Genomic DNA, 23,221 nt, shown 5'->3' with positions numbered 1-23,221 from the left:
TGCGTCCTTGGCGTCCTTGGCGTCCTTCCCGGCCTCGTCCCGGTGCTGGGCGCCGTCCGGGGCACGGTCTCGTGCGGACTCCCGTGCGGACTCCCGTGCGGCGTCCGGGGCGGAGGCCGCCGCGACCGGTCCGGTCTCGAAGTCGCTGGCGTAGTCACCGGTGAGGTCACTGGTGTGATCCATGCGTTCCATGTGATCCGTGTGGTCGTGGTCAGTGACGGCGGTCACCGGTCACCTCTCCTTCTGCAGGACGGACAGGGCGGCGATGAGTTCGGCCTGGGGTTCGGGGTGCACGTCGAGGGCGTCGAGCGGGGCGAGGCGGCGCTCGCGTTCGGCGTGCAGGACGCGGTCGACGTGCTCGGTGAGCAGCCGTCCGGCGCGGTCGCGCAGCCGCAGCGCGCCGTGGGCGCCGATGCGCTCGGCGAGCCGCTCCCCCGCGATCTTGGCGCGCCGGCCGCCGAGCAGCGCGGTGGCGACCAGGGCGGCGACGACCTCGGAGTCCGGGGCGACGCTGCGGTCGAGCTCGCGCACCTCGTCCTCGGCGTACTCCTCCAGCTCGCGCCGCCAGCGCCGGACGGCGAGGCCGATGCGGTGCTCGGCGCTCTCCAGGGACGGGTCGCGGTCGGTGAGTCCGGGGGCGGCGGAGGCCGGCTCGCGGCGCCAGGCGTCGTCGACGCGTTCGTCGGCGGCGGTGACGGAGCAGAGCAGCAGGGCGGCGAGGCTCTCGACCAGGGCGTCCAGGAGTTCGTCGGCGGAGCAGTCGAGGGGGTAGGCGCGCCAGCGCTTGAGGGCGTCGCCGGCGAGGACGGCTCCGCCCTGGAGGCGTCCGCGTACGCGCGCGTGCTCGCTGTCGTAGGCCGTCTCGACGGCGGAGGTCAGGCGCAGGGCCGCGGCGTACTGGGCGGCGGCGGCGCCGGCCAGCTCGGGCATCCGGGCCTTGAGGGAGTCGAGGAGGCCGTGGGCGGTGCGGGCCAGGGTGTGGCTGCGGGCGCCGGGGTCCTGGGCCTGGTGGAGGAGCCAGGCGCGCAGCGGTGCGACCGCGGTGGCCGGGAGCAGGCCGCCGCCCCAGGCCGACTCGGGCAGCTCGGGCACGGTGAACCGGGGTACGTCGCCGAGTCCGGCCTTGGTGAGGAGGGCGCCGTACTGCCGGGAGACCTCGGAGACGACCGTGTGCGGGACCCGGTCGAGGACGGTCACCAGGGTGGCGTCGTACTCCTTGGCGGCGCGCAGCAGGTGCCAGGGGATGGCGTCGGCGTAGCGGGCGGCCGTGGTCACCATCACCCAGACGTCGGCGGCGCAGATGAGCTCTGCGGCGAGGACGCGGTTGTCGACGACCAGGGAGTCGATGTCGGGGGCGTCCAGCAGGGCGAGGCCGCGCGGGATGCTGTCGGCGGTCTCGACGCGCAGCACGCGCGCGGAGTTCTCGCCGGGGAGGAAGGGATCGTCGCTGGGCTCCTGGTGCGGTACCCACTCTCGGGTGAGGTCGGGCAGCACGCGCATGCCGCTGAACCAGTGATGGTCCTCCGGATGACAGACCAGGACCGGCGTGCGGGTGGTCGGCCGCAGCACGCCCGCCTCGCTGACCCGGCGGCCCACCAGTGAGTTGACGAGGGTCGACTTGCCGGCGCCCGTGGATCCGCCCACCACGGCCAGAAGTGGCGCTTCGGGCTCTCTGAGGCGGGGCACCAGATAGTCGTCGAGCTGTGCGAGCAGTTCGTCGCGGTTGGCACGCGCGCGTGGAGCCCCCGCCAGGGGCAGCGGGAAGCGTGCGGCAGCGACACGGTCGCGCAGGGCGGAAAGTGTGTCGAGCAGCTGAGGCCGTACGTCCAAGGTCACCACATGCGAAGAATGCCCAATTTTAGGGTAATTCTGAAGCATATAGACATGTCTGCGTGCCGACAGGACACAACGGGCGGAAGGGGCGACTGGGACGGAGGCACAGTCCAGGCATAACGAGTGCACAACACCCGGTGCGTCGGGCGCCAAAAGCGATGCACGATTCGTACCTGCCTGCGATTATCAGGACCGCTTCACCGAACCTCCACATTGAGCCACGGAGGCGAAGCAACAGGGACACGGATAGGGGAGTTCTATCCTTGTCCCCGGCAACGTCACGGACCCGCCCCACCAGGGCAGTGCGTACGAGGCCAGCACAGCCGGCCCCCGTAGCTCAGTGGATAGAGCAGGCGCCTTCTAAGCGCTTGGCCGCAGGTTCGAGTCCTGCCGGGGGCGCTCCGCAGGAGTGGTGAGGTCGCACGGCGGGTGGCCGGTTCTGTCCCGTGGCGGTGGTGGATCTCCCGTCGTGGCGCCCGCGGTGACCGGCGGGCCGGTGCGGCCCGCTCGGAGCCGCGTGACGCGCCTGTCCGGACGGCTAAGCTCTGGCAGGTGGCGACGGCGGGGGAAGCGTACGAGTTCGGGCTGCTGGGGCCGCTGAGTGGCCGCCACGACGGGCGCGAGCTGGATCTGGGCAGCCCTCTGCAGCGCGCCGTCCTGGCGCGGCTGCTGCTCGGAGACGGACGCCAGTGCGGCCTCGACCGCCTCATCGACGCGCTGTGGGAAGAGCCGCCCGACAACGCGGTGCGCTCCGTGCAGACGTACGTCTACCGCATCCGCCTCTCGCTGGGCGAGGAACGCTCCCGGCTGGAGACCACGCAGGGCGGGTACCAGCTCGACATCCCGGAGCAGGCCGTCGACGCCCTGCGTTTCGAGCGGCTCGTCCGGGACGGCGAGGAGCTGAGGGCCGCGGGACGGACCGGCCCCGCCCTGCGGGCCTTCGACGCCGCGCTGGCGCTGTGGTCGGGGGAGCCGCTGTCCGGCGTGCCCGGCCCCTACGCCCAGCGGCACCGCCGACGCTTCGTCGAGTTGCGGCTGAACGCCCGGGTGGCGCGGCTGGAGTGTGCCGGTGAACTGGGCGAGCACGCCCGGGTGGCGACGGAACTGATCGCGCTGATCGCCGACCATCCCCTGCGGGAGGACCTGTACGCGCTGCGCATGCGTGCGCTGTACCGCGCCGGGCGGACGGCGGAGGCCCTGGCGGTCTACGCCGCCGCCCGCGAGACCCTGGTGGCCGAACTGGGCATGGATCCGGGACCGGAACTGCGCGAGTTGCAGGCCCGCATCCTCGGCGGCGCCGAGCCCGACGCCGTCCGGTCGCAGGCCGGGATGAACGGCGCCGGTGTCACCGCCTCGCCCCGTGCCACCGGGTCCGCCGGTGTTTCCGGTGCCCCCACGACGCCGCCGGGCGGCCTCGGTCCGGGCGCCGCGGACGGAGCCGACCGGTCGGCCACGACGCGGGACGAGGAGGTCCCGGCCGGCGTCCGCCCGCAGCAACTTCCCCCGGCACCCGGCGACTTCGTCGGCCGGGAGCGGCTGCGGGAGCGGCTCGGGCTCGCGCTGCGGCCCAGCGGGGAGGCGGTCGCGCTCGCGGTGCTCAGCGGCATCGGCGGCGTCGGGAAGACCGCGCTCGCCCTGCGCGTCGCCCACGGCATCCGCGGCGACTACCCGGACGGGCAGCTCTACGTGGACCTGCGGGGTGACGGCGGCAGCCCCGCCGATCCCGCCGACGTACTGGTCGACTTCCTCCTCGCGCTCGGCATGCCCGCCGCCCGGATCCCCGCGACGCCCACCGCCCGCGCCGGGGCCTACCGCACGCTGACCGCCGATCGCCGGATCCTGGTGGTCCTGGACAACGCGTCCGACACCGCCCAGGTGACACCGCTGCTCCCGGGCACCCCCGGCAACGCCGCGCTGGTCACGACCCGGCACCGGTCGCTCGTACCGCCGGGTGCGACGCGTTTCGAGGTACCGGTGCCCGATCAGCGGGAGGCGGTGGCCATGCTGGGCCGGTTCACCGGCGACGCCGAGATCGCCGCCGCCCCGGAACTGGCGCTGGAACTGGTGCACGCGTGCGGGCAGTTGCCGTTGGCGCTGCGCATCATCGGTGCCCGTACGGCGGCTCGTCCCGGCCGCGGGCTCGGTGCGCAGTTGCTGCGGCTGCGCGCCGAGGAGCACCAGCTCGACGAGTTGCGGGCCGGAGGCATGTCGGTGGAGGCCACCTTCCAGGTCGGCTACCGGGCGCTCGCCCCCGACCGGGCCCGGGCGATGCGCCTGTGCGCGCTGCTCGACGCCGCCGACTTCCCGGTCGCGGTCGCGGCGATGCTGCTCGACCGGCCCGAACAGGAGACCGAGGAGCAGCTGGAGCACCTGGTGGAGGCCGGTCTGCTGGAACCGCACTCGGCCGACCGCTACCGATTCCACGACCTGGTACGGGCGTTCGCCGCCCGGCGTGCCGATCGCGAGGATCCCGTCGCGGACCGCGAGGCGGCGCTGGTGCGGCTGACGATGTTCCTGCACGCCACCCTGCTCCAGGCCATGAGCGCGACCGAACAGGCCGGCTCGCTGAGCACCCACCTCTTCTCCGTGCCGCTGACCGGACTGCGGTTCGACGACGCCGGGCAGGCGCGTGCCTGGCTGCTGGCCGAGCACACCCTGCTGGTCTCGGTGTTCTCCCGGGTGCTGCGCGACATCCCGGACGCCGCGCGGATCGCCGTCGCCGCGCTGTCGGTGGTCGCGTCGAGCGGGCTCTTCGCCGGGCCCGCACACCAGCGCGAACTGGAGCGCATCGCGGACGAGGCGGTCGCGGCGGCCGAGCGGGGCGACGACCCCGCGTGGCAGGCGCAGACCCGGCACATCCGGGCCTGGCTCGCCTTCATCCGCGGTGACCTGGCAGCGGCGGAGACCGATCTGCGCGAGGCGATCCCGCGGGAGAACGCCGTCGACGACCCGGTGCCGTTCTTCATGTCCACCCGGCTGCTGTCGGTCGTCCTGGCGGACCAGGGCCGGACCGCCGAGGCCGTCCGGTACTTCGCCGAGTCGGAGGCCGTCGCCGGCGCCGAGGACGACCCGAACAGCCCGGCCTTCTTCAGCCGGGAGGTGGGCCGCCTGTTCACCGCGCTGAGCTCGGACCGGGCCGAGGTGAACATCTCCGCGGCCCAGCATGTGTACGAGGTGAGCGACCGCCTGCGGGAGGAAGCGGCGAAGCGCTGAGGCTGTCCCTCGCCGAAGCCGAGACCGGGGCCGAGACCGAGACCGAGGCCGAAGCCGAAGCCGAAGCCGAGACCGAACCGGTTCGCTCACCGCGTCGGCCCCGCTTTCACGCGCCGTCGACCGGACGTCGATCCGTGTTCGGCAGGGTGATCCGGGAACGGACCGCAGCACTTCCCCGAACAGGTGACAGACATGCTCAGGATCGGTCTGGGAGCTCCCCAGTACGGATTGTTCACCGGCCCCGCCACGATCTCCGGGTTCGCCGCCACGGTCGAAGCGATCGGCTTCGACAGCCTCTGGGTGGGCGACCGGGCCCTGGTACCGACGCGGCCGCGTGACCCCTACCCCGGCGGTGGTCCGGTACCGGAGGGGTTCCGCACCTTCCTGGACCCCGTCGCCACCCTGTCCTTCCTGGCGCACGCCACCCGCCGGCTGCGCCTCGGGACCAGCACGCTGAACGCGCCCTTCTACTCCCCGCTCCTGCTGGCCCGTTCCCTGGCGTCCGTCGACATCCTCAGCGAGGGGCGGCTCGACATCGGGTTCGGGCTCGGCTGGTCGTCCGACGAGTACGAGGCCATCGGTGTGCCGTGGCGGGGACGCGGGGCGCGCATGGAGGAGATCCTGGACGTCCTGGAGCACGTCTGGTCCGGTTCGCCGGCCGAGTACCGGGGGGCGCTGTGGACGATCCCGGGTGCGCACCTCGAAACGCTGCCCGTGCAGCGTCCCCGCCCGCCCGTGCTCCTCGGCGGTTTCACTCCGGCCACGCTGGAACGGATCGGCCGGCGCGCCGACGGCTGGGCGGGAGTCGCGCTGCCGGTGCCGCAACTGGCCCACGTCATCGGGCAGATCCGGCAGATCGCCGAGGCGAACGGACGCGACCCCGACGCCCTGCGCACCGTCGTCCGGGTGAACCCCGTGGTGACGGCCGAGGCCGCACCGGGCGACGCCGTTCCGCACCGGGGAACGGTCGTCCAGGTCGCGGACTACCTGCTCGCCGCCCATGCGGCAGGGGTGGACGAGGTCCTCGTCGACCTGCAGCAGACCGCACGGAGCACGGAAGAGCTGACGGACCTGGCCCACCGCTTCCACGAACTCCTGCGCAAGGGCTGAGGAATACATGACCATGACTGATGCAGCGGACAGCTCGAAGCCGGACGTCCACGACATGGTGGTGGTGCACCGCAGTTTCCGTCACTCGTGCGCGGAACTGCCCGATCTGGTGCGCGGGCTGCGGCCCGGCGACACCGCGCGGGCCGCGCTCGTCGTCGACGCGGTGCGGTTCATGCTCATGGGTCTGGAGGCCCACCACACCAGCGAGGACGAGTTCCTCTGGCCCCGGCTCGCGGCACGGACCGCCGGGCAGGCCGGGGCGATCGCGCGCATGGCGGAACAGCACCACCGGCTAGAGGAGTTGGTCACGCGGGTGACGGACGCGCTGGACGGGCTGGCCGCCGATCCGCGGCCGCCCCTGTGCGAGCAGGTGGCGGCGCACCTCACCGAACTGGGCTCGGTGCTGACCGCGCACATGGACGAGGAGGAGAACACCATCCTGCCGCTGGCCGCCGACTGCCTGAGCGTCGCCGAATGGGAGGAGCTCGGCGAGATCAGCCTGGCGAAGCTGGACCGGAAGCATCTGCTGCGCGCCTTCAGCGCGTTGATGGCGGTGGCGACCCCCGATGAGCAGCGGACGCTGCTCACCAAGGCGCCGCTGCCCGCCCGCGTCCTGTGGCGGCTGTCCGGCCGCCGCTCGCACGCCCGACGGGAGGCCCGCCTGTACGGGGTCGCGGCGCGCTGAGCGCTTCGCGGGAAGTGCCGCGATCTGCCGACTGCGGCGCCGGTCGTGGCCGGTCGCGCAGTTCCTCCCCCAGCCTTCGGCCGGGGGTACCCCCAGCGCCGGGACGCTGCTGCTCAGCGGATCCCGGACGGCTCGTCCGTGCGGTTGCGGTGGGCGTTGACCAGCTGGACGCGGGAGTTGACGTCGAGCTTGGTGAACACCGAGCGCAGGTGGGTGCCCACGGTGTTGGGCGAGACACCGAGTTCGGCGGCCGCCGACCGGTTGGTGTGGCCGGCGCTGATGAGGGCCGCGACCCGGGTCTCGGCCTCGGTGAGGGCGGCCCAGCCGTGGGCCGGGCGGGAGGTCCCCGCGGACCAGGCGGGGCGCCGGATGCCGGCCTTGCGGGCCGCGCGGTGCAGTGCGTCCTGCGCCGGGCGGGCGCCCATCCGGTCGTAGACGGCCCAGGCCCGGTCCAGGTGGACGGCGGCCTCCGCGCGCCGGCCCCGGGCCGCGAGCAGCCTTCCGTAGTCGGCGGCGCCGCCGGCCCGGAGTTCGGGGCGGGGGCTGCGGCGGAGGGTGTCGGCGGCCCGTTCCAGCAGGGTGAGGTCCTGTCGGGCCAGGCCCTGGGTCTGGTAGGCGATCCCCTCGTAGCTGGCCACCCCCGGGTTGCGGGCGGCGCCCTCCTCGGCGAGGGTGAGCGCCTCCTTGGCGAAGCGTTCGTCGCCCGCGGCCGTGCCGATCGCCAGCAGCATCCGCGTCCAGCCGGGCCACCAGGGCCAGCAGGTCCTGGACTCAAGGGCGGTGTAGAGGACCGGCGCCAGGATGTCCACGGCGTCCGCGGGCCGTCCCTCGGCCGCGGCGAACCAGCCGCGCATCAGCCGCAGGCTGGGCTTGCGGATGCCGTCGTCGGCCTTGCTCCGGCTCTCCCGGGCCGCGACGAGCCGCTTGGCCTGCGCCCACTCGCCGCGCAGCGCGCACACCGAGGCGTGCACCACGACCGCGTCCAACTCGTATACATGGCCGCCCAGTTCGCCGCTCAAGGAGATCAGCGCCCGGGCCCCGGACTCGGCGTCGTCCAGCCTGCTGAGGTTGAAGTCGTGCCACATGTGGGCGGACAGCAGGGAGGGCCGGACCGCCTCGACCTCGTCCCGGGCGTCGGCGAGGGCCGCCGCGATGAGCGCCTCCGACTCCTCGTAGCGGTCGAGGAGCTGCAGCTCGATGATCTCGCCGGCGACGTGGTTCACGCCCTCCAGCTCGCGCAGTTCGCGGAACGCGGTCATGGCGTCGAGGTGGTGCCCGGAGTTGCGGCCGACCTCCCCGACCGCCTGGAGCGCGAGCACCATGGCCTCCCGGTCGCCCACCGCCCGCGCCTGCCGGAGCGCGGCCGGCGCCACGGCCCGGGCGGCGGTGGCGTCGTGGCCGGTCAGCGCCAGGGCCCGGGCCGCCTCCAGCCGGGCCCGCAGCGCCGGCGAGATGCCGGGCAGCGCCAGGACCCTGCCGATCCGCTCGACGGAGTCGCCGAGGTTGCCGGTCAGCCACAGCGCGCGGGACATCAGCACCTGGATCCGGGCCGTCGTCTCGGGCTCGCCGGTCCGCCGCAGCAGCGTCTCCGCGAGCCGGACCGCGTCGGCCGCGCGCTGCACCCGGGCCAGTACGTCCACGCCGTGCTCGCCCGTCTCCCGCCACACCCGGCTGCCCGGCCGCAGCGGCCGCAACGCCTCGGTGATCAGCTTCCCGGCGGTCTCGGGCAGCGCCGGTACGGCCTCCTCGGCGGCGTCCCGCAGGATCCGTACGCAGGCCTCGTCGTCCCCGGTGACGCTGAGCCGGGCGTGCGGGGCGGCCTCCAGGGGGCTGTGGCCGCTGCCGATCAGGAAGGCGGCGCAGCCGCGGTGGAAGCGGCGCCGGGCGCCGTCGGAGAGGGCGCCGTAGACGGTCTCGCGGACCAGGTCGTGGCGGAAGCCGATCCGGTGCTCGACGGTGCCGAGCAGTCCGCAGGCGAGGGCCGCCTCGACACCGGTGGCGACGGCGGCGTGATCGTGCCGGGGGGCGAGGAGTTCGGCCATCTCGTCCACGGCGAAGGTCCGGCCCAGCACCGAGGCCATCCGCACCACGTCGGCGGCGGCCGGGCCGAGGCCGGCCAGCGACCGGCGGACGCCCGCGATGAACTCGTCGGGGACGCGTTCGGCTGCCTCACCGCGCGCCTCGGCCCGGACCAGCCCTTCGAGGACCTGGACCGCGAGGAAGGGGTTGCCGCCGACGCCGTCGAGCATCCGGCGGACCGGCTCCGACGGGCGGCGGCCGAGCCGGTCCCGGGCGATCTGCTGGACGTCGTCCCGGCCGAGGGCCGCCAGCGGGACGACGGTGACGGGTGCGGAGGGGGTGGTACGGGCCGTCAGGTCACGGAAGACCGGGCAGTCGGCGTCCCTGCTGGTGAACACCCACACCAGCGGATGTCCCGCGAGCCAGGCGGGCAGCGCGGCCAGCGCCGTACGGCTGAGCTGGTCGGCCCACTGCACGTCGTCCACCGCGATCAGGACGGGGGTGTCCGCGGCGGCGCGCTCCAGGATCTCGCCGATCCGGTCCATGAAGGTGAGGGGCCGCGCCGACAGTCCGTCGAGCTCGGCGATCTCCCTGGCCCCGGCACCGGCTCCGGCTCCGGCCGAGGCCAGCGGCCCCGACCTGAGCGCCATCAGCAGCGGTGCGCCTGGCGAGGTCCGGGCGATCTCGTCCACGGAGCTGCGCCCGATCACGAACCCGAGCGGGGCCGCCTCACCGGCCAGGGCGTCCAGCAGGGCGCTCTTGCCCATCCCCGGTTCGCCGGTGACGAGCACGATCCCGCTCTGGCCGGAGCGGACCGTACGGCGTAACACCGCCAGCCCCAGCGACAGTTGTTCGGAACGACCCCGCAGCGGCGTGCCACGACCCAAGACCACTCAACTCCCACGCTCGTCGTCCGGTGCCCGAGTGCCGCTTCCCGGGCTCCCGGGCCGAGGAGGAGAGAGAGCGAGCGGATGCCGCGCGGTCGGAGCTCTCCAGCCACCCGGACAGCACGGCCCCAGCCTTCTTCCGCGCCCGCCGGCCCCGCATCCCGTGCACCGCGTAGTCCCGCCGCCCACGCGACCACGCGCCCTACGGCCGGGCCGGTCTCGCCGGGGACAGGACGACGGCGCGGGCGACCGGGCCGGCGCTCACACGGACCGCTCCCGGCGCGCGGCGCCCAGCCGGGCGTAGTGGCCGAGGAGGTCCGGCGCGTCCACGGCGGACGGGTCGGCGACCTCGGCGACCGGGGCGCCCTGGAGCAGGCGTTTGACCGGGACCTCCCGGCAGTCCCGTCGTACCCGAGGAGAAGACGACCCACAGCGGGTGGTCGAAGGGGACCGGGGTGCAGGCGAGTTCCTCGGTACGGGTGGCCGCGTCCTCCCAGGGGACGACCAGCGAGGGGTACGGCCGGGCTGGCCACGGCAGGCCCACGTGGTCGACCAGCAGGGTGGCCTTCAGCGTCGGCAGGGCCTCGGCGAGTTCGAGGACGGCGTCGCGGCGGTCGTGCGTCGCGCCGTTGAAGAGGTAGCCGTCGGCGGCGACCAGCACGACGGGGTCGAGCTGGCCGAACCGGGCGGCGGCGGCCCGCGGCGCGTAGTCCTGCCCGCACACCGACCACACGGCGCCGAGGCTCGCGGCGGCGAGGAACGCGACGATCGCGTGCGGGGTGTTGGGGAGGTAGCCGACGACCCGGTCGCCCGGTCCGACCCCGAGGTCGCGCAGGGTGGCGGCGACGGAGCCGACCTGGGCGCGCAGCCGGTCCCCGGTCACCTCGTACCCGGAGCCGGTCTCGTCGAGGGCGACGACCGCGGGCCGGTCGGCCGGGAGGTCGCGCAGCGCGTGGTGGGCGTAGTTGAGGGTGGCCCCGGTGAACCAGCGGGCGCCGGGCATCCGCTCCTCCGCGAGCACCCGCTGGTACGGGGTGGCCGCGTCGATGCCGAAGTACTCCCAGACCGCGGCCCAGAAGCCCTCCAGGTCGGTGACCGACCAGCGGTGCAGGGCGGCGTAGTCGGTGCCGTCCCGCCCGTTGCGGCGGGCGAAGTCCATGATGCGGCTGTCCGCGACGGCCTGCGGGTCAGGGGTGGCGAAAGGGGCCGGGCTGGTGTGGGAGGCCGGGCGGGTCATGACGTGGTGCTCCTCGGCAGGAAGTTCTCGATGGGGCTCTCGACGGGGTTCTCGGCGAGGTTCTCGACGGGGCGGGGGCTGCGCGCGGTGTGCAGCAGGGGCGCCCAGGCGGCGGTCTCGGTGAAGGTGCGGCCGCCGGCCGGGACGACGTCCAGGACGACCCGGTCCGGTCGCAGCAGGACGGCGTCGGCCCGGCCGGCACGCAGCCAGGCGGCGAGCGTGCCGTCGTCGTGGAGGCCGGTCACCGGGACGGCGCGGACGCCGAGTCCGTGGGCGAGCGCGGCCGGCGAGGGCGCGGGAGCGGCGGCGGTCAGGACGGTGAAGCCGTCGCCGAGCACCTCGTCGAGGCGGACCCGGCGGCCGCGGCGGCCGCCGTCACGTACCCAGGGCTGCGGGCAGTGGGTGCCGGCGAGGCCGCGGCGGGTGCCGCGCCGGACCAGGGGGCCGGCGGTCAGGGCCGGGCTGAGGTCGCGGCCGAACGCCGTGGTCAGGCCGGGGACGCGGCAGGCGGCGGCCAGGAGCCTGCGGCGCAGCGGGGCGACGCCGTCCTGGCCGCCGGTCATCGCCCAGCCCAGGGCCACCGCGAGCCGGATCATGTGCCGGGCGTGCGGTCGGCGCTCGCTCTCGTAGGTGTCCAGCAACCGCTCGTCGCCGCCCTGCCGGAGCACCCGGGCGAGCTTCCAGGCGAGGTTGTGGGCGTCCCGGAGCCCCGCGCACAGGCCCTGTCCGATGAACGGCGGGGTGAGGTGGGCGGCGTCGCCGAGGAGGAAGACCCGGCCGTCGCGCCACCGGTCGGCGATCCGCGCCCGGAACGTGTACTCCGTCTCGCGGACGACCTCGAACTCCCCGTCGTACGACCGCGGCAGCCAGGGCGCGACCAGCTCCCGCAGCGGCCGGGACTCGCCCTCGCGGAGCCGGAACTCCCAGCGGTAGCGGTCCTCGCCGACGCGCATGAAGGTGGCCGGCCGGTCCGGGTCGCAGACCTGGTCGACCCCGCCCCAGGAGCGGACGGCGGCCGGGGTGCGGACGTCGACGACGGTCCAGCTCTCCTCGAACCGAAGGTCCTCCCAGACGCCCCCGATCGCCTGCCGGGTGAGGCTGTTGGCGCCGTCGCAGCCGAGCACCGCCGCGGCGCGCAGCTCGTGCCCGCCGCTGTCGTCGCGGTAGGCGACCCGCACGGGTCCGGTGCTGTCCGGCCCGACGGCGGCGACCCCGGTGACCTCCGCGCCGCCGCGCAGCTCGCACTCCGGGCGGCGGGCCAGCTCGGCGCGGAGCAGCCGCTCCAACTGCGGCTGCTCGAACATGCTGGTCTGCGGGTAGCCGTGCGGTCCGTGCCCGGCGCGGCGGAACTCGGCCATCACCCGGTGCCGGGCGTCGAGCAGGCGCAGCCCGTTGCCCGGGCGGGCGATCGCGGCGAACTCCTCGCCGACGCCCACGGCCTGGAGGATCCTGCGCACCTCGTCGTCGACGACGAGGGCGCGCGGGAGCGGGTAGACGTCCCGGTGGCGTTCCAGGACGACACTGCGGACTCCGCGCCGGGCGAGCAGAAGGGCGGCGGTCACACCCACCGGCCCGGCACCGATGATCACTACGGGTGCGTCTGCCAAGGATGGCTTGACGGTCATGTGCGGCTCTTTCGGAGGTACAGAGCGGAGCAGCGCCCCGTACGGGGCGCTGGGGGTACCCCCGGCCGAAGGCTGGGGGAGGAACTGCGCGACCAGCCACGACGGCGCAGCAGCCGACACACGGCACACTGCACACGGCACCCGGCGGCACTTCCAGCGGAGCGCCTACGCGTCGGTGACGGGCGTGCGCTGCTCGCCGAGGTCGATCCGGCCGTCCGGGGTCGCGATCGTCGCCGTGACCACGTCCCCGGTGTGCAGGTAGCGCGGGTTCTTCGCCTGGCTCCGGAAGAACGCCTTCCACTTCACGGCGGGCGGCAGCAGCGCGCCGAGCTTCTCGACCGGCTTCGGCGGCGCCTTCAGGGCGGTACCGCCCGGGGTGCCGGTCAGCAGCAGGTCGCCCGGGTCCAGGGCCTGGAAGCGGGCGAGCAGGGTCAGCGCCCGGGCCGGGCGGACGATCATGTCGGCGAGGGTGCGGTCCTGACGCGGTTCCCCGTTGACGCTCAACCGCAGCCGCAGGTCCAGGAGGTGCGCGAAGTCCTCGGGCTCCAGGAGGGCGAGGTAGGGCCCGGTGGGCGTGAAGGTGGGGTACGACTTGCTCTCGTAGAACTGCGTCCTGGTGAGCTGCACGTCCCGCGCGCTGACGTCGTCGGTGACGACGAGTCCGGCGACGTACGACGGCAGGTCCCGCTCCCCGACCACGGTGCCGACGGGCAGCGGGGCGCCCATGACCAGGCCGAGTTCGACCTCGTAGTCGAGGAGGGCGACGTGCGCGGGCCGGCGGATGGCCTCACCGGGGCCGCTGACCGACCCGGACGCCTTGCGGAAGAAGGCGGGCGGGATGTCGCCGGTGAAGCCCGAGTCACGGGCGTGGCTGCGGTAGTTGACCATCTGGGCGACCATCCGGCAGGGGGTGGTGACCGGCGAGAGTGCGGCCAGGTCGGCGACGGGCGTGCCGGGCTCCCCCGAGGCGGCCGCCTCCTGTACGGCGGCGCGGTCGGCGATCAGTTCGGCGGTGGTGGCGGCCTGGGTGCGGACGGGGACGGCGCGTTCGCCGCGGACGGCCCACCAGCCGTCGGCGGTGCGCAGGACGTTGGTGCTCATGAGGTGGCTCTCTGTGAAGGGGGCGCTGTGAAGGGGCTCGCTGTGACCGGGCTCAGGACTTCGCGGCCTTGAGCAGGCCGAGCAGGCGGGCGGCGTCCATCTCGTTGTCGCCGCGCAGCGCCTGGACGACGTCACGGACCCGCTGCGGGGAGGGGCTCGCGCCGAGGAAGTCGCGGGTGGCGGGCGGTCCCCACTGGGCCAGGCCGCTGGTGGACATGGGCGCCCAGCCGGGTTCGACGTCGCCGGCGAAGAGGTCGCCGTCGGCGAAGTGCTCCAGCATGAGGCGGTCCGGGTCCCGCCAGTAGTCGAAGAGCTGGCTGCCCTGGATATGCCGTCCGATGCCCCAGCTCCGCCGGTAGCCGCGCTCCTTGAGGTATTCGCCGCCGGCCGCGATGGAATCCAGGTCGGTCACCTGGTAGGCGGAGTGGACGTACCCCGTGCCGGGCCCCAGGTGCATGGCGAGGGTGTGGTGGTCGGCCGGTGTGCCGCCCAGGTCGCAGCGGACGAAGGCCATGACCGGGCCCCGTTCGCGCTGCCCGTCCAGGAACAGGAAGTCGGACACGATCATGCCGAGGGTGTCCAGGTACCAGTCCAGGGCCTGCCCGAACACCCGGGTCTCCAGTACCACATGACCGAGCCGCTGGACCCGGGACGGCTCGCGGGGCGGCCGCTGGGGGGCGTTCGTACGACGGTGATCGGTACCGGAGTTGAGCAGCAGCGGCCGCTGCTCGGGGAGCGCCGGCAGCCGCTCGCCGCAGTGCACGACCCGCACCGGGAAGCCGGACGGGTCGAGCAGGCTCACAGCCTTTCCGCCGCCCGGAACATCCGCGTCCCGCACCTCCGTGCCCGTCGCCCGGGCCAGCCGGTCCAGGTCGGAGCGCTCGGCCGCCCGGAAGACCGGCCCCGTGAAGCGGCCGGTGCGCCCCTTGCGGATCACCATGCACGGCGAGCCGGCGAAGGTGCCGCGCAGCCACAGCTCGCCGTCGGTGCGGGCGGCGACGGCGAACCCGAAGTCACGGGCGAAGACCTCGGCCCGGTCCAGGTCCGGCTTCTCGAACTCCAGCCAGGCCAGGTCCGCCACCTTGATCACGGGGTTCCGGGACCGGCCCGGATGCTCGCCGCGCAGGGCGCCCTGCTCGCTGTGGAGGTCCTGGTGGGCCGTCCTGACGGTTTCAGACATGGTGCCCTCCGAGCGACATCGCCGTAATGACGAAATCATCAATCATGAGATTTCCATCGTCAAGACGTTCCGTGAAGTTAACTGATGAATCCATCAGTACTGCGACCGTCATCGGCACCGCGGCTAGACTCTGCGCATGTCTACGTCAGCCCCGCCCGGCAACCGGTTCGAGCGACGCCGCGCCGAGACCCGTCAGGCGCTCGTGCGCGCGGCCCGGCGCATCCTCGCCGAGACCGGCGACACCAGCGCCAGCATCCAGGCGATCGCCGAACAGGCCGACGTCGGGTTCGGCTCCTTCTACAACCACTTCGACTCCAAGGCGGAGCTGTTCGAGACGGCCGTGGTGGACGCCCTGGAGGAGTTCGGCCAGGCCTTCGACGAGCGGCTGACCGGGATCGACGACCCGGCGGAGCTGGTCGCCGCGGGCTTCCGGCTCAGTGCCCGGATGGCCGACTCGCACCCGGAGCTGATGCAGGTCCTGCGCCGCCGCGGCCTCGGCCACATCCACGCCGAGAACGGCCTGACCAGGCGGGCGCTGCGGGACGTCCAGGTGGGCACGGCCTCCGGCCGCTTCACCGTCGCCGACCCCACCGTGGCCCTGTGCGCCCTCGGCGGCAGCCTGCTGTCCCTGGTGGAGCTGCGGTTCGCCCGCCCCGAGGTGGACGGCGACGAGGCCGCGGCGAACCTCGCCGAGATGGTCCTGCGCATGCTGGGCGTACCGCCGGACGACGCCCACGAGGTGGCCCGGCGCCCGCTGCCCGGCATCGGCTGACGGCGGCCGACGGCGGCTGACGGCCAGGGCCTGCGCTAGGACAAGCTGCCCTGGTCGCAGACCCGGCGGGCGACCTCGCGGAGCTTGACGTTGTTCTCCTGCGAGTAGCGGCGCAGCACGTCGAAGGCCTGTTCCTCGGTGAGGCGATGACTGCCCATGAGGATGCCCATGGCCTCGCCGATCAGGTGGCGGGTGGCGACGGCCTGCTCCATCTGGGCCTGGGTGCGGGCGCTGGAGAAGGCGACCGCCGCGTGCGAGGCCAGCAGCCAGCCGGCCAGCTCACTGGCCTCGGTGAAGGCGCCGGGCCGGCGGGAGTAGATGTTCAGCGCGCCGAGTTCCTCGTCCTCGGTGTACAGCAGGAAGCCCATCATGCTGCCGACGCCGAGCCGGTGGATCTCCGGGGCGAAGGCGGGCCAGCCCGGCTGCTCCCGGGTGAGGTCCCGGATCCGGAACACCCGCTCCCCCGCCCTCGTGCGGGCGGCGTCGAAGCAGGGCCCCTCGCCCAGCCGCTCCTGCAACAGGTCACTGTCGACGACCAGTTGCTCGGTGGGCGCGAGCGTCCGCACCTTCCCGCCGTGCAGCACCAGGATGCCGGCCGCGTCGCAGCCCTCCACGAGTTCCACGGCCGAGGCGGTGATCCGGATGAGCGTGGCGTCGACCGACTCCTGTGCCAGCAGATCCCGCGCCATCGCCGCGAGCTGCTGCGCGAACCGGGCCCAGTCCATCGCGCCCACCACCTCCCGGTCGGTTGCGCCGAAGCCGCGCCCTCAGGATGCCACGCCCACCGGACCGGGCCCACGAGGCGCCCGTGACGCCGGAGCGCGCGGTTCAGGCCTCGGCGGGATCCTCCGGCACGGCCTCGGCGGCGATCTCGGCGGCGGTCTCGTCGACCACCGTGCGGGCCTGCTGCTCCGGGACGCCGGCCGCGACGAGCGTGGCGACGGCCGTGCGGGTGCCGTCGTCCTCGAACGTTCCGGTGTTGACCTCTTCCAGCAGGGCGATCGCCATGCCCTCCAGGGCGGCGGCGAGCACCGCGGGCGGGAGGTGGGAGTGGAAGACGCCGTCCCGCTGGCCGCGCTCCACGACGGCCGTGGCCCGGACCCGGGCGGGCCGGAGGATCTCGGCTACGCGTTCCGCGCCCAGGTCCCGGTGGGCTAGGGCCAGCAGCATCCGGTAGCGGTCGCCCACCGGCCACATCGACAGGGAGAAGCGCGCGAGGGCCCGGCCGGCCGGCTCGGCCGGCTCCGCTCCCCGCGCCACGGCGGCACGGAGCGCCTCGGCGGCCTCCTCGGCCAGCGCCTCCAGGAGCGCGGCCCGCCCCGGGAAGTGCCCGAAGAGCGTGCGCCGTACGACACCGGAGGCGCGGGCCAGTTCCTCCAGGGTGATGTCCGGGTTACGGCCGAGTTCCTGGCGGGCGGTGGCCAGGATCCGCGCCCGGTTGGACCGTGCGTTGCGACGCTGCGGCACACGGCCGACGGGCTGGGACACGGACAACCTCGATGAAGACCGGACGGACGACGGGCGCCCTCATTCTGGCATGGGCGGCCCGAGACCCGGGACAACGTTGTCACCATGCGGGTGTGCGCCTGAAGCTGAAAAGGGCCCTCGTGGCCCTTCCGGAAAGGAACCGGAAGGGCACTGCGAAGAGCCTGGAAAAGTGCGCGGTGAATCCCCTTGCGGATCCGGGTCAGCGCGGGGGTGGCCGAACAGCGCGTTCACCCCGATCCGGTCGGTGGCGTACGCGGCCGAGGTTCGCGTCGGAGTGGCCGGTACGGTGAAGTAATGGTTCTTCGTTGTGCTGTACTCGACGACTTTCAAGGGGTGGCCGGGGAGTTCGGGGACTGGGCCTCGCTGTCCGGTCAGGTCGAGGTCGTCCCGGTGCGGGAGCATCTCGGGGACGAGGACGAACTCGTGGCCGCTCTCGTCGACTTCGACATCGTCGTCACCCTGCGCGAGCGCGTCGCCTTTCCCGGCTCGCTGCTCGGCCGGCTGCCCCGGCTCCGGCTCCTGATCGCCTCCGGGATGCGCAACAGCGTCATCGACTACGCGGCCGCCGAGGCGCACGGGATCACGGTGTGCGGTACGGAGAGTTCGTCGACTCCGCCGGTCGAGCTGACCTGGGCGCTGCTGCTGGGGCTGGCCCGGGGGTTGGTCCAGGAGAGCACGGCGTTGCGTAGCGGCGGCCCCTGGCAGTCCACCGTCGGCGCCGATCTGCACGGGCGTCGGCTCGGACTGCTCGGGCTCGGGAAGATCGGCAGCAAGGTCGCCCAGGTCGGCCTCGCCTTCGGCATGCAGGTGAGTGCCTGGAGCCAGAACCTCACCAAGGAGCGCGCGGCGGAGGCCGGGGTCGAACTCGCCCCGAGCAAGGAGGACCTGCTGGCCTCCAGCGACTTCGTCTCCGTCCACCTGGCGCTCGGCGACCGCACCCGGGGCCTGCTCGGCGCCGCCGAACTCGCCCTCCTCAAGCCCACCGCCTACCTCGTCAACACCTCCCGCGCGGCCATCGTCGACCAGGACGCGCTGCTCGCCGCGCTGCACGAGGGCCGGTTCGCGGGCGCCGGCGTCGACGTCTTCGACATCGAGCCGCTGCCCGCCGGCCACCCGATGCGCACCGCGCCCCGACTGCTGGCCACCCCGCACCTCGGCTACGTCTCCTACGCCAACTACACGACGTACTACGGCCAGGCCGTGGAGAACATCCGGGCCTTCCTGGCGGGCGCCCCGGTACGGCGGCTGCCTCAAGGGGTGTCCTGACTCCGGCCCTTGGAGTGATCGTCCGGTGATCGGCGTGACCAGCCGCAGGTCGGGGCGTTGAACGGGGAGTGCGGCGGCTGGTCCTGCCGCCGCACTCCCCGAGCAACAAGAAGGAGAACGTGATGTCTCGCATCGCGAAGGCCGCCGTCGTAGCCCTCGGCACCGGCGCTGTGGTGATCGGCGGGGCCGGCCTGGCCCTGGCCGACGCGGGCGCCATCGGCGACGCCGCCGGCTCGGCCGGCGTGGTGTCCGGCAACGTCATCGAGGTTCCGGTCAACATCCCGGTGAACCTGTGCGGCGACACCGTCGACGTCATCGGTCTGCTGAACCCCGCGTTCGGCGGCACCTGCGTCAACGAGGGTCACCTCAAGAGCGGCGACGGCAAGAACGGCGGCTACGGCTCCTGAGCCACCGCCCGCGGAGGAGCCCCGGCGCCCTGGGCGCCGGGGCTCCTCCTCTGTCCGGGACACCTCAGGCGTACCGGTAGATCCGGCTCACGTCCTCCAGCGACTCGGGGGTGACGTCCCACGGCGGCAGCTTCCCGCCCCGGGCGACGATCCGGTCGTGCTGCGGGTCGCCTGGGCCGGGCGGCTTCGCCGGCAGGTAGCGCTGCCCTCGGTGCCGGGCCTGCCACCGCTCCCACTGGAGGTCGAGGAAGGCGTGGTGGAACCAGAAGACGGGGTCGTTGACGGAGGCGCCGCCGAGCATCGCGCCGCCGACCCAGCGGTGCACCCGGTTGTGGTTGTGCCAGGACGCCTTGCCGCTGCCGGTCCCCCAGCCCTCCAGCCGGTTGCGGAAACCCCGGGTGACCGTCGAGTCCCACGGCGGGACGTCGTAGGCGGGGTCGGCCAGCGCCCGGTCGAGTTCGGCCCCGGTGGGCAGGTCGATCGGGTCGCGGGCCCGGCCCAGGTCCCGGGCGAGGAACTCGCCGTCGGTGATGCCCTCCGTGATGGTCCAGTGCCCCGCCGCATAGGCGAAAGGACCGGTCATCACCTGCTGGTCGCGGGCCCGGCCGGTCCCGCCGAGCAGGTCCTTCGTCCACGGCACCCCGGACGCCGAACGGTCCCTCGTCCAGTCCCAGTACGGCACCGTCACCGACCCGTCCACCCGGCGCAGGGCCCGCTCCAGGTCGAGCAGGAAGCGGCGGTGCCAGGGCAGGAAGGAGGGTGCCATATGGGCGGCGCGCAGCCCGTCCTCGCCGTCGGGGGTGTAGTACTCGATGTGCGTCCGCACGAACTCGTCGTACTCGCCCCGCCGCTTGACCTCCAGGAACGCCTTCACGAGCCGCCCCCGCTCGGCGGCCGTCAGCCTGCTGACGTCCTTACGCACGTACGCCATGGTCTCCCCCCATGTGCATGTGTCCCCCGCCCGTCGGGCCCGGCGCCGGATCGCGCAGCCGCTGTCCCGGCCCCATCTCGTCGACGGCCGCCCGGGTCGCCGCCAGCGGGGTCGGATACGAGCTGTAGTGGTCGACCATGCTGAGCCAGGTGCCGTCGGCCCGCCGCATCAGGTGCAGCGGCCGGCCGTCCACGGTGACCTGCCACTCGCCGTCGTCGACGGCCCGCTCGGCCGCCGGTACGAGGGCGCCCCGGATGCGGCGGCCCCGGTAGGTCTCGTCGAAGGAGGTGCCGGCCGGCCCGTCCGCCGAGGGCGACGGACGGGAGGCCGCGACGACCGGGGCGAACACCAGGGCGACCACGGAGGCGAACAGCCCGCGCGTCACCTCGCGCCGTGTCGGTCTGCCCGCCCCGGCTCTGCCCGGCTGCCCGGCTCCCGGCTCCGCGCCCACCGCCACACCACCGACTCCGACGACCATGCTCACTCCTCGTACGGTTCACCGACCACTGTCGGTACCGGTAACCGTCGGAGGGGCCGCCCGGTCACCACCGCGCTGCCGTCCGGCGCGGGAACGGGCCGAAAGGGCCGTACCGCCAGAAGGGTCACTTGCCGGGGCCGGCGCCCAGGTTGCCGCCGACGACCGTCTGCAGGACCGGGGCGAGCACCCCGACCACGGGCATCTTCAGGTGCGGCAGGCCGTAGTGCTGCGGGTCGGGTGCGCTGAGGGGGGCGTCCAGCTCCAGGCCGGGGGTGAGGGTGTGCAGGTCGGAGGCGGGGATGTCGACGCCGACGTGGTCGAAGCCGGCGCCGAGGGCGCGCGGGAGCGGCACGCTGAGGCCGACGCCGGGCAGCTGGCCGTTCATCGGCACCTGCGGCAGCGCCCCCTCCGGGATGAGCCGGCCCTCGACGTAGCGCGGCCCCTCGGGGACGCCGGGGATCAGCAGCGGCAGCTCCATGCCGAGCTTGGGCATCTGCATGCCGAGGGACTTCTCGACGCCGTCCAGGGGCACGGGGACGGGGACTCCGCCGGTCGCGGCGGCGGGCGTGGCGGCCGCGCCCACGGCGACGGCGACGCCCGCCACGACGACGGCAAGGGTTCCTCGGGTGGTCGGCTTCATATCAGGTACGGGCCTTTCGGGCTGCGAGAGGAGCGACGTCCGTACCGGGTAACGAGCCGGAATTCGGCATCAGTTCACAATTCGCCCGGGTGCAGCATTAGTCGGCTGTTCACCAATCCACTGGTCACCAATCAGCTGATGGGTAATCCATTCTTCCCGAATTCCGCTGTTCAGTTGTTCAGCTGGTCCAGAAGTCCCACCATCGGGTCAGGATCAGCATGCCGACGACCCCGGTGTGCAGCACCGGCAGCACCCAGGTGAACTCGTCGAGGAACTCCCGCAGCCCGCGCGGCGCGGGCAGGAACCGTTGGCGTACGGCGAAGGAGGTGACGTACCAGAACAGGACGATGGTGGCGACCCAGGCCAGGCAGCACCACAGGCACAGCGCGCCGATCCGGTACAGCGACTCGAACTGCAGCCAGGACACGAATCCGATGCCGAAGGCGCAGCCGGCGTCGAAGGTCAGCCAGTACCAGGCGGGGAAGCGGGCGCCGGCCAGCAGGCTCGTGCCGACGCAGATCACGACGCCGTAGGCCACCAGGCCCAGCATCGGGTTGGGGAACCCGAACGCCGAGGCCTGGGCGCTCTTCATCACGCTGCCGCAGGACACCACCGGGTTGAGGCTGCACCCGGGCACGAAGCGCGGGTTCTCCAGCAGCTTGAACTTGTCGAGGGTGATGACCCAGGAGGCCAGCAGCCCGGCCGCCCCCGCGACCACCGTCAGCAGCGCGAACCCCCGCCCGGCGCCCGCGGCCCTGGCCATCAGCCGCGCAGGCTGCGGGCCGGCAGCACGACGTGCGCGGCGGCCGTCAGGGTCTCCTCGGCCCCGGCGAAGTCCTTCAGCGCCTCGGGGGTGACGGGCTTGCCGGGTTCGCCCTCGGGCCACGGGCGGGTGGTGAACACCAGGTAGGCGTAGCCGCGTTCGCCGACCGCGGCGAGCCACTCCACGGGCGCGGGGCACTGGGCGTTGAGCGGGGCCAGGCTGAGGACGGCCTGGCCGGCCTCGACGAGCAGGGTGACGGGCAGGCTGGGCCGGGCGATGCCGTCGACGAGGTCGCCGCCGACCGGCAGCCCGTTGTTCGCCAGCAGCGCCTCGATCGCGGCCGCGGTGGCCTCGGGACCGCCCTCGGCGTCACCGAGGGAGTAGGCCAGCAGATAGGGCATGTCACTGCCGTCGGGGGCCTCGCCGCTCCAGGCCAGCACGACGAGCGTGCCGAGGTCGGCGAGGCGGAACGGGCGGGTTTCGCTTGGGGTTGAGGTCACCGCGCGACCCTACCGACGGGCCGTGCGGCGGCCGGGTGCCCGCTCACCCGGTCGGCGGACGCCCGCCGACCGGGCCACACGAACGAGGGACACCCCTCGGTGTCCCTCGAACGCTCCCGGCCCGGCCCGTCGCGGCTCAGCCCTGCAGCGGCAGACCGCCCAGCAGCGGGTTGTGCTGGTTGAGGGCGCCGGCCGCGGTCTTGACCGTGTTGAGCGGGGAGCGCTTGTTCTCGGTGTCGAGCACATTCGACTGGTGCCGCAGCGGCATCGCCTGGTTCAGGTCCAGGCCGTCCTTGGTGAGCGTGTTCACGGCGCCGTTGAGGCTGGTGGGCGTGAGGTCGGCGGTGTTGTAGGCGAACGCGGGCGCGGCGACGCCGACGAGAGCCACGGAACCGGCGGCGACGGCGACGGCCTTCAGCGACTTCATCATGTTCCTTTCTTCGGCGACTTTCGGCAACGCAAGCCGCCCGGGGAAATTCCGACGTCCTGCCCAACGATGCCCCGGCAGACCGGAAACCCCGTTTTCGGAAGACATATGAGATCCCGTGAACACCGGCCGCCCGGGCACGGTTCGGGGAGCGGCCGGAAAAACCGGACCGGCCGTCCGCCCGCGGGGTGCGCGGGCGGACGGCCGGCCGAAGGGAACAACCGCCGCGTCAGTCGCTGACGCAGGTGTTGCCGAAGGCGGGGTCCAGCAGGCCGATCACGTCGATGGTGTCGCCGCAGACGTTGACCGGCACGTGGATCGGAACCTCGATCACGTTGCCCGACACCACGCCCGGGGAGTGGGCGGCGGCGCTGTTCGCGCCGCTGTCGGCGGCAGCCGCACCGGCACCGCCGGCGACGGCCGCGACGGCGGCGGTGGTCAGGACCAGGCCCTTCGCGATACGCGACATGGAGAGGTCTCCTTGGGGTCGAAACAAACATTCGGGCGGTTGCCCAGCGCTGTGTCAACGCGTGGCGCCGCCCCGAGTTGTGCGGCCGAAGGAGTGATCTCCGGGGAGCCGCCTTCACGACTCCGACACACTTGCCCGGTTTTGACGGATTAATACGGATAGCGACTAGAGTTGCGAGCCTCCTGACTTA

20 protein-coding genes, 1 tRNA gene and 1 pseudogene are annotated in these 23,221 nt (G+C 73.6%); 7 read left to right on the top strand and 15 right to left on the bottom strand.

Annotation, left to right across the window (positions count from 1 at the left end):
• Nucleotides 1-231: 231 nt before the first annotated feature.
• Nucleotides 232-1,839, bottom strand: a complete 1,608-nt coding sequence (locus ABT137_RS00200) for a dynamin family protein (protein ID WP_351700039.1) — start codon at nt 1,837-1,839, stop codon at nt 232-234.
• A gap of 320 nt (nt 1,840-2,159) precedes the next feature.
• On the opposite strand from ABT137_RS00200, the gene ABT137_RS00195 reads away from it, so the two are divergent.
• From ABT137_RS00195 to ABT137_RS00180, 4 genes are all read left to right on the top strand, one after another.
• Nucleotides 2,160-2,232: transfer RNA gene (locus ABT137_RS00195), tRNA-Arg, on the top strand.
• 153 nt (nt 2,233-2,385) lie between these two features.
• Complete coding sequence (locus ABT137_RS00190; RefSeq protein WP_351700037.1) at nt 2,386-5,046, top strand: AfsR/SARP family transcriptional regulator; 2,661 nt, start codon at nt 2,386-2,388, stop codon at nt 5,044-5,046.
• Nucleotides 5,047-5,238: 192 nt separating this feature from the next.
• Complete coding sequence (locus ABT137_RS00185) at nt 5,239-6,156, top strand: TIGR03619 family F420-dependent LLM class oxidoreductase (RefSeq protein ID WP_351700035.1); 918 nt, start codon at nt 5,239-5,241, stop codon at nt 6,154-6,156.
• Nucleotides 6,157-6,169: 13 nt separating this feature from the next.
• Complete coding sequence (locus ABT137_RS00180; protein WP_351700033.1) at nt 6,170-6,841, top strand: hemerythrin domain-containing protein; 672 nt, start codon at nt 6,170-6,172, stop codon at nt 6,839-6,841.
• Between the two features lie 113 nt (nt 6,842-6,954).
• Here ABT137_RS00180 and ABT137_RS00175 read toward each other — a convergent pair whose 3' ends face one another.
• From ABT137_RS00175 to ABT137_RS00155, 5 genes and pseudogenes are all read right to left on the bottom strand, one after another.
• Nucleotides 6,955-9,747, bottom strand: coding sequence for a helix-turn-helix transcriptional regulator (locus ABT137_RS00175; protein ID WP_351700031.1), 2,793 nt, complete (start codon nt 9,745-9,747; stop codon nt 6,955-6,957).
• 388 nt (nt 9,748-10,135) lie between these two features.
• A pseudogene (locus ABT137_RS00170) lies at nt 10,136-10,984 on the bottom strand (AMP-binding protein); the annotation flags it as partial.
• Nucleotides 10,981-12,609: a bifunctional 3-(3-hydroxy-phenyl)propionate/3-hydroxycinnamic acid hydroxylase MhpA gene (mhpA, locus tag ABT137_RS00165; protein WP_351700028.1), complete on the bottom strand. Its 1,629-nt coding sequence runs from the start codon at nt 12,607-12,609 to the stop codon at nt 10,981-10,983. The gene mhpA and the pseudogene ABT137_RS00170, both read right to left, overlap by 4 nt.
• 165 nt (nt 12,610-12,774) lie before the next feature.
• A complete protein-coding gene (locus tag ABT137_RS00160; protein ID WP_351700025.1) occupies nt 12,775-13,710 on the bottom strand; it encodes a fumarylacetoacetate hydrolase family protein in 936 nt (311 codons plus the stop codon).
• Between the two features lie 52 nt (nt 13,711-13,762).
• Nucleotides 13,763-14,890: a VOC family protein gene (locus tag ABT137_RS00155; RefSeq protein WP_351700022.1), complete on the bottom strand. Its 1,128-nt coding sequence runs from the start codon at nt 14,888-14,890 to the stop codon at nt 13,763-13,765.
• Nucleotides 14,891-15,026: 136 nt separating this feature from the next.
• On the opposite strand from ABT137_RS00155, the gene ABT137_RS00150 reads away from it, so the two are divergent.
• On the top strand, nt 15,027-15,662 hold the full coding sequence (locus ABT137_RS00150; protein WP_351700020.1) for a TetR/AcrR family transcriptional regulator: 636 nt from the start codon (nt 15,027-15,029) through the stop codon (nt 15,660-15,662).
• A gap of 35 nt (nt 15,663-15,697) precedes the next feature.
• Here the strand turns inward: ABT137_RS00150 and ABT137_RS00145 are convergent, their stop codons facing one another.
• A complete protein-coding gene (locus ABT137_RS00145) occupies nt 15,698-16,387 on the bottom strand; it encodes a GAF and ANTAR domain-containing protein (protein WP_351700018.1) in 690 nt (229 codons plus the stop codon).
• Between the two features lie 103 nt (nt 16,388-16,490).
• A complete protein-coding gene (locus tag ABT137_RS00140) occupies nt 16,491-17,150 on the bottom strand; it encodes a TetR family transcriptional regulator (protein ID WP_351700016.1) in 660 nt (219 codons plus the stop codon).
• Between the two features lie 294 nt (nt 17,151-17,444).
• Between ABT137_RS00140 and ABT137_RS00135 the strand changes: the two genes are divergently transcribed.
• Both ABT137_RS00135 and ABT137_RS00130 read left to right on the top strand, forming a co-directional pair.
• Nucleotides 17,445-18,416: a D-2-hydroxyacid dehydrogenase family protein gene (locus ABT137_RS00135; RefSeq protein ID WP_351700014.1), complete on the top strand. Its 972-nt coding sequence runs from the start codon at nt 17,445-17,447 to the stop codon at nt 18,414-18,416.
• Between the two features lie 122 nt (nt 18,417-18,538).
• Complete coding sequence (locus ABT137_RS00130; protein WP_351700012.1) at nt 18,539-18,823, top strand: chaplin; 285 nt, start codon at nt 18,539-18,541, stop codon at nt 18,821-18,823.
• A gap of 64 nt (nt 18,824-18,887) precedes the next feature.
• Here the strand turns inward: ABT137_RS00130 and ABT137_RS00125 are convergent, their stop codons facing one another.
• From ABT137_RS00125 to ABT137_RS00095, 7 genes are all read right to left on the bottom strand, one after another.
• Nucleotides 18,888-19,754: a tyrosinase family protein gene (locus ABT137_RS00125; protein WP_351700010.1), complete on the bottom strand. Its 867-nt coding sequence runs from the start codon at nt 19,752-19,754 to the stop codon at nt 18,888-18,890.
• Entirely contained in the window at nt 19,738-20,232 is a 495-nt protein-coding gene (locus ABT137_RS00120) for a tyrosinase cofactor (RefSeq protein ID WP_351700008.1), read from the bottom strand. Before ABT137_RS00120 ends, ABT137_RS00125 begins: the two co-directional genes overlap by 17 nt.
• A 124-nt stretch (nt 20,233-20,356) precedes the next feature.
• Entirely contained in the window at nt 20,357-20,872 is a 516-nt protein-coding gene (locus ABT137_RS00115) for a hypothetical protein (RefSeq protein WP_351700006.1), read from the bottom strand.
• Nucleotides 20,873-21,050: 178 nt separating this feature from the next.
• Nucleotides 21,051-21,635: a vitamin K epoxide reductase family protein gene (locus ABT137_RS00110; protein WP_351700003.1), complete on the bottom strand. Its 585-nt coding sequence runs from the start codon at nt 21,633-21,635 to the stop codon at nt 21,051-21,053.
• Nucleotides 21,635-22,135, bottom strand: a complete 501-nt coding sequence (locus tag ABT137_RS00105; RefSeq protein ID WP_351700001.1) for a DUF5949 family protein — start codon at nt 22,133-22,135, stop codon at nt 21,635-21,637. Before ABT137_RS00105 ends, ABT137_RS00110 begins: the two co-directional genes overlap by 1 nt.
• 136 nt (nt 22,136-22,271) lie before the next feature.
• Nucleotides 22,272-22,562 (bottom strand): hypothetical protein, encoded by a 291-nt coding sequence (locus ABT137_RS00100; RefSeq protein WP_351701086.1) that lies wholly within the window; start codon nt 22,560-22,562, stop codon nt 22,272-22,274.
• 229 nt (nt 22,563-22,791) lie between these two features.
• Nucleotides 22,792-23,031, bottom strand: a complete 240-nt coding sequence (locus ABT137_RS00095) for a chaplin (RefSeq protein ID WP_351699998.1) — start codon at nt 23,029-23,031, stop codon at nt 22,792-22,794.
• Nucleotides 23,032-23,221: the final 190 nt, after the last annotated feature.

Origin of the sequence: Streptomyces sp. NPDC001980 (assembly GCF_040296885.1) — a bacterium.
GTDB lineage: Bacteria > Actinomycetota > Actinomycetes > Streptomycetales > Streptomycetaceae > Streptomyces.
The sequence above is the reverse complement of the archived record's forward strand: the minus strand, read 5'-3'. Positions and strand labels throughout refer to the sequence as shown.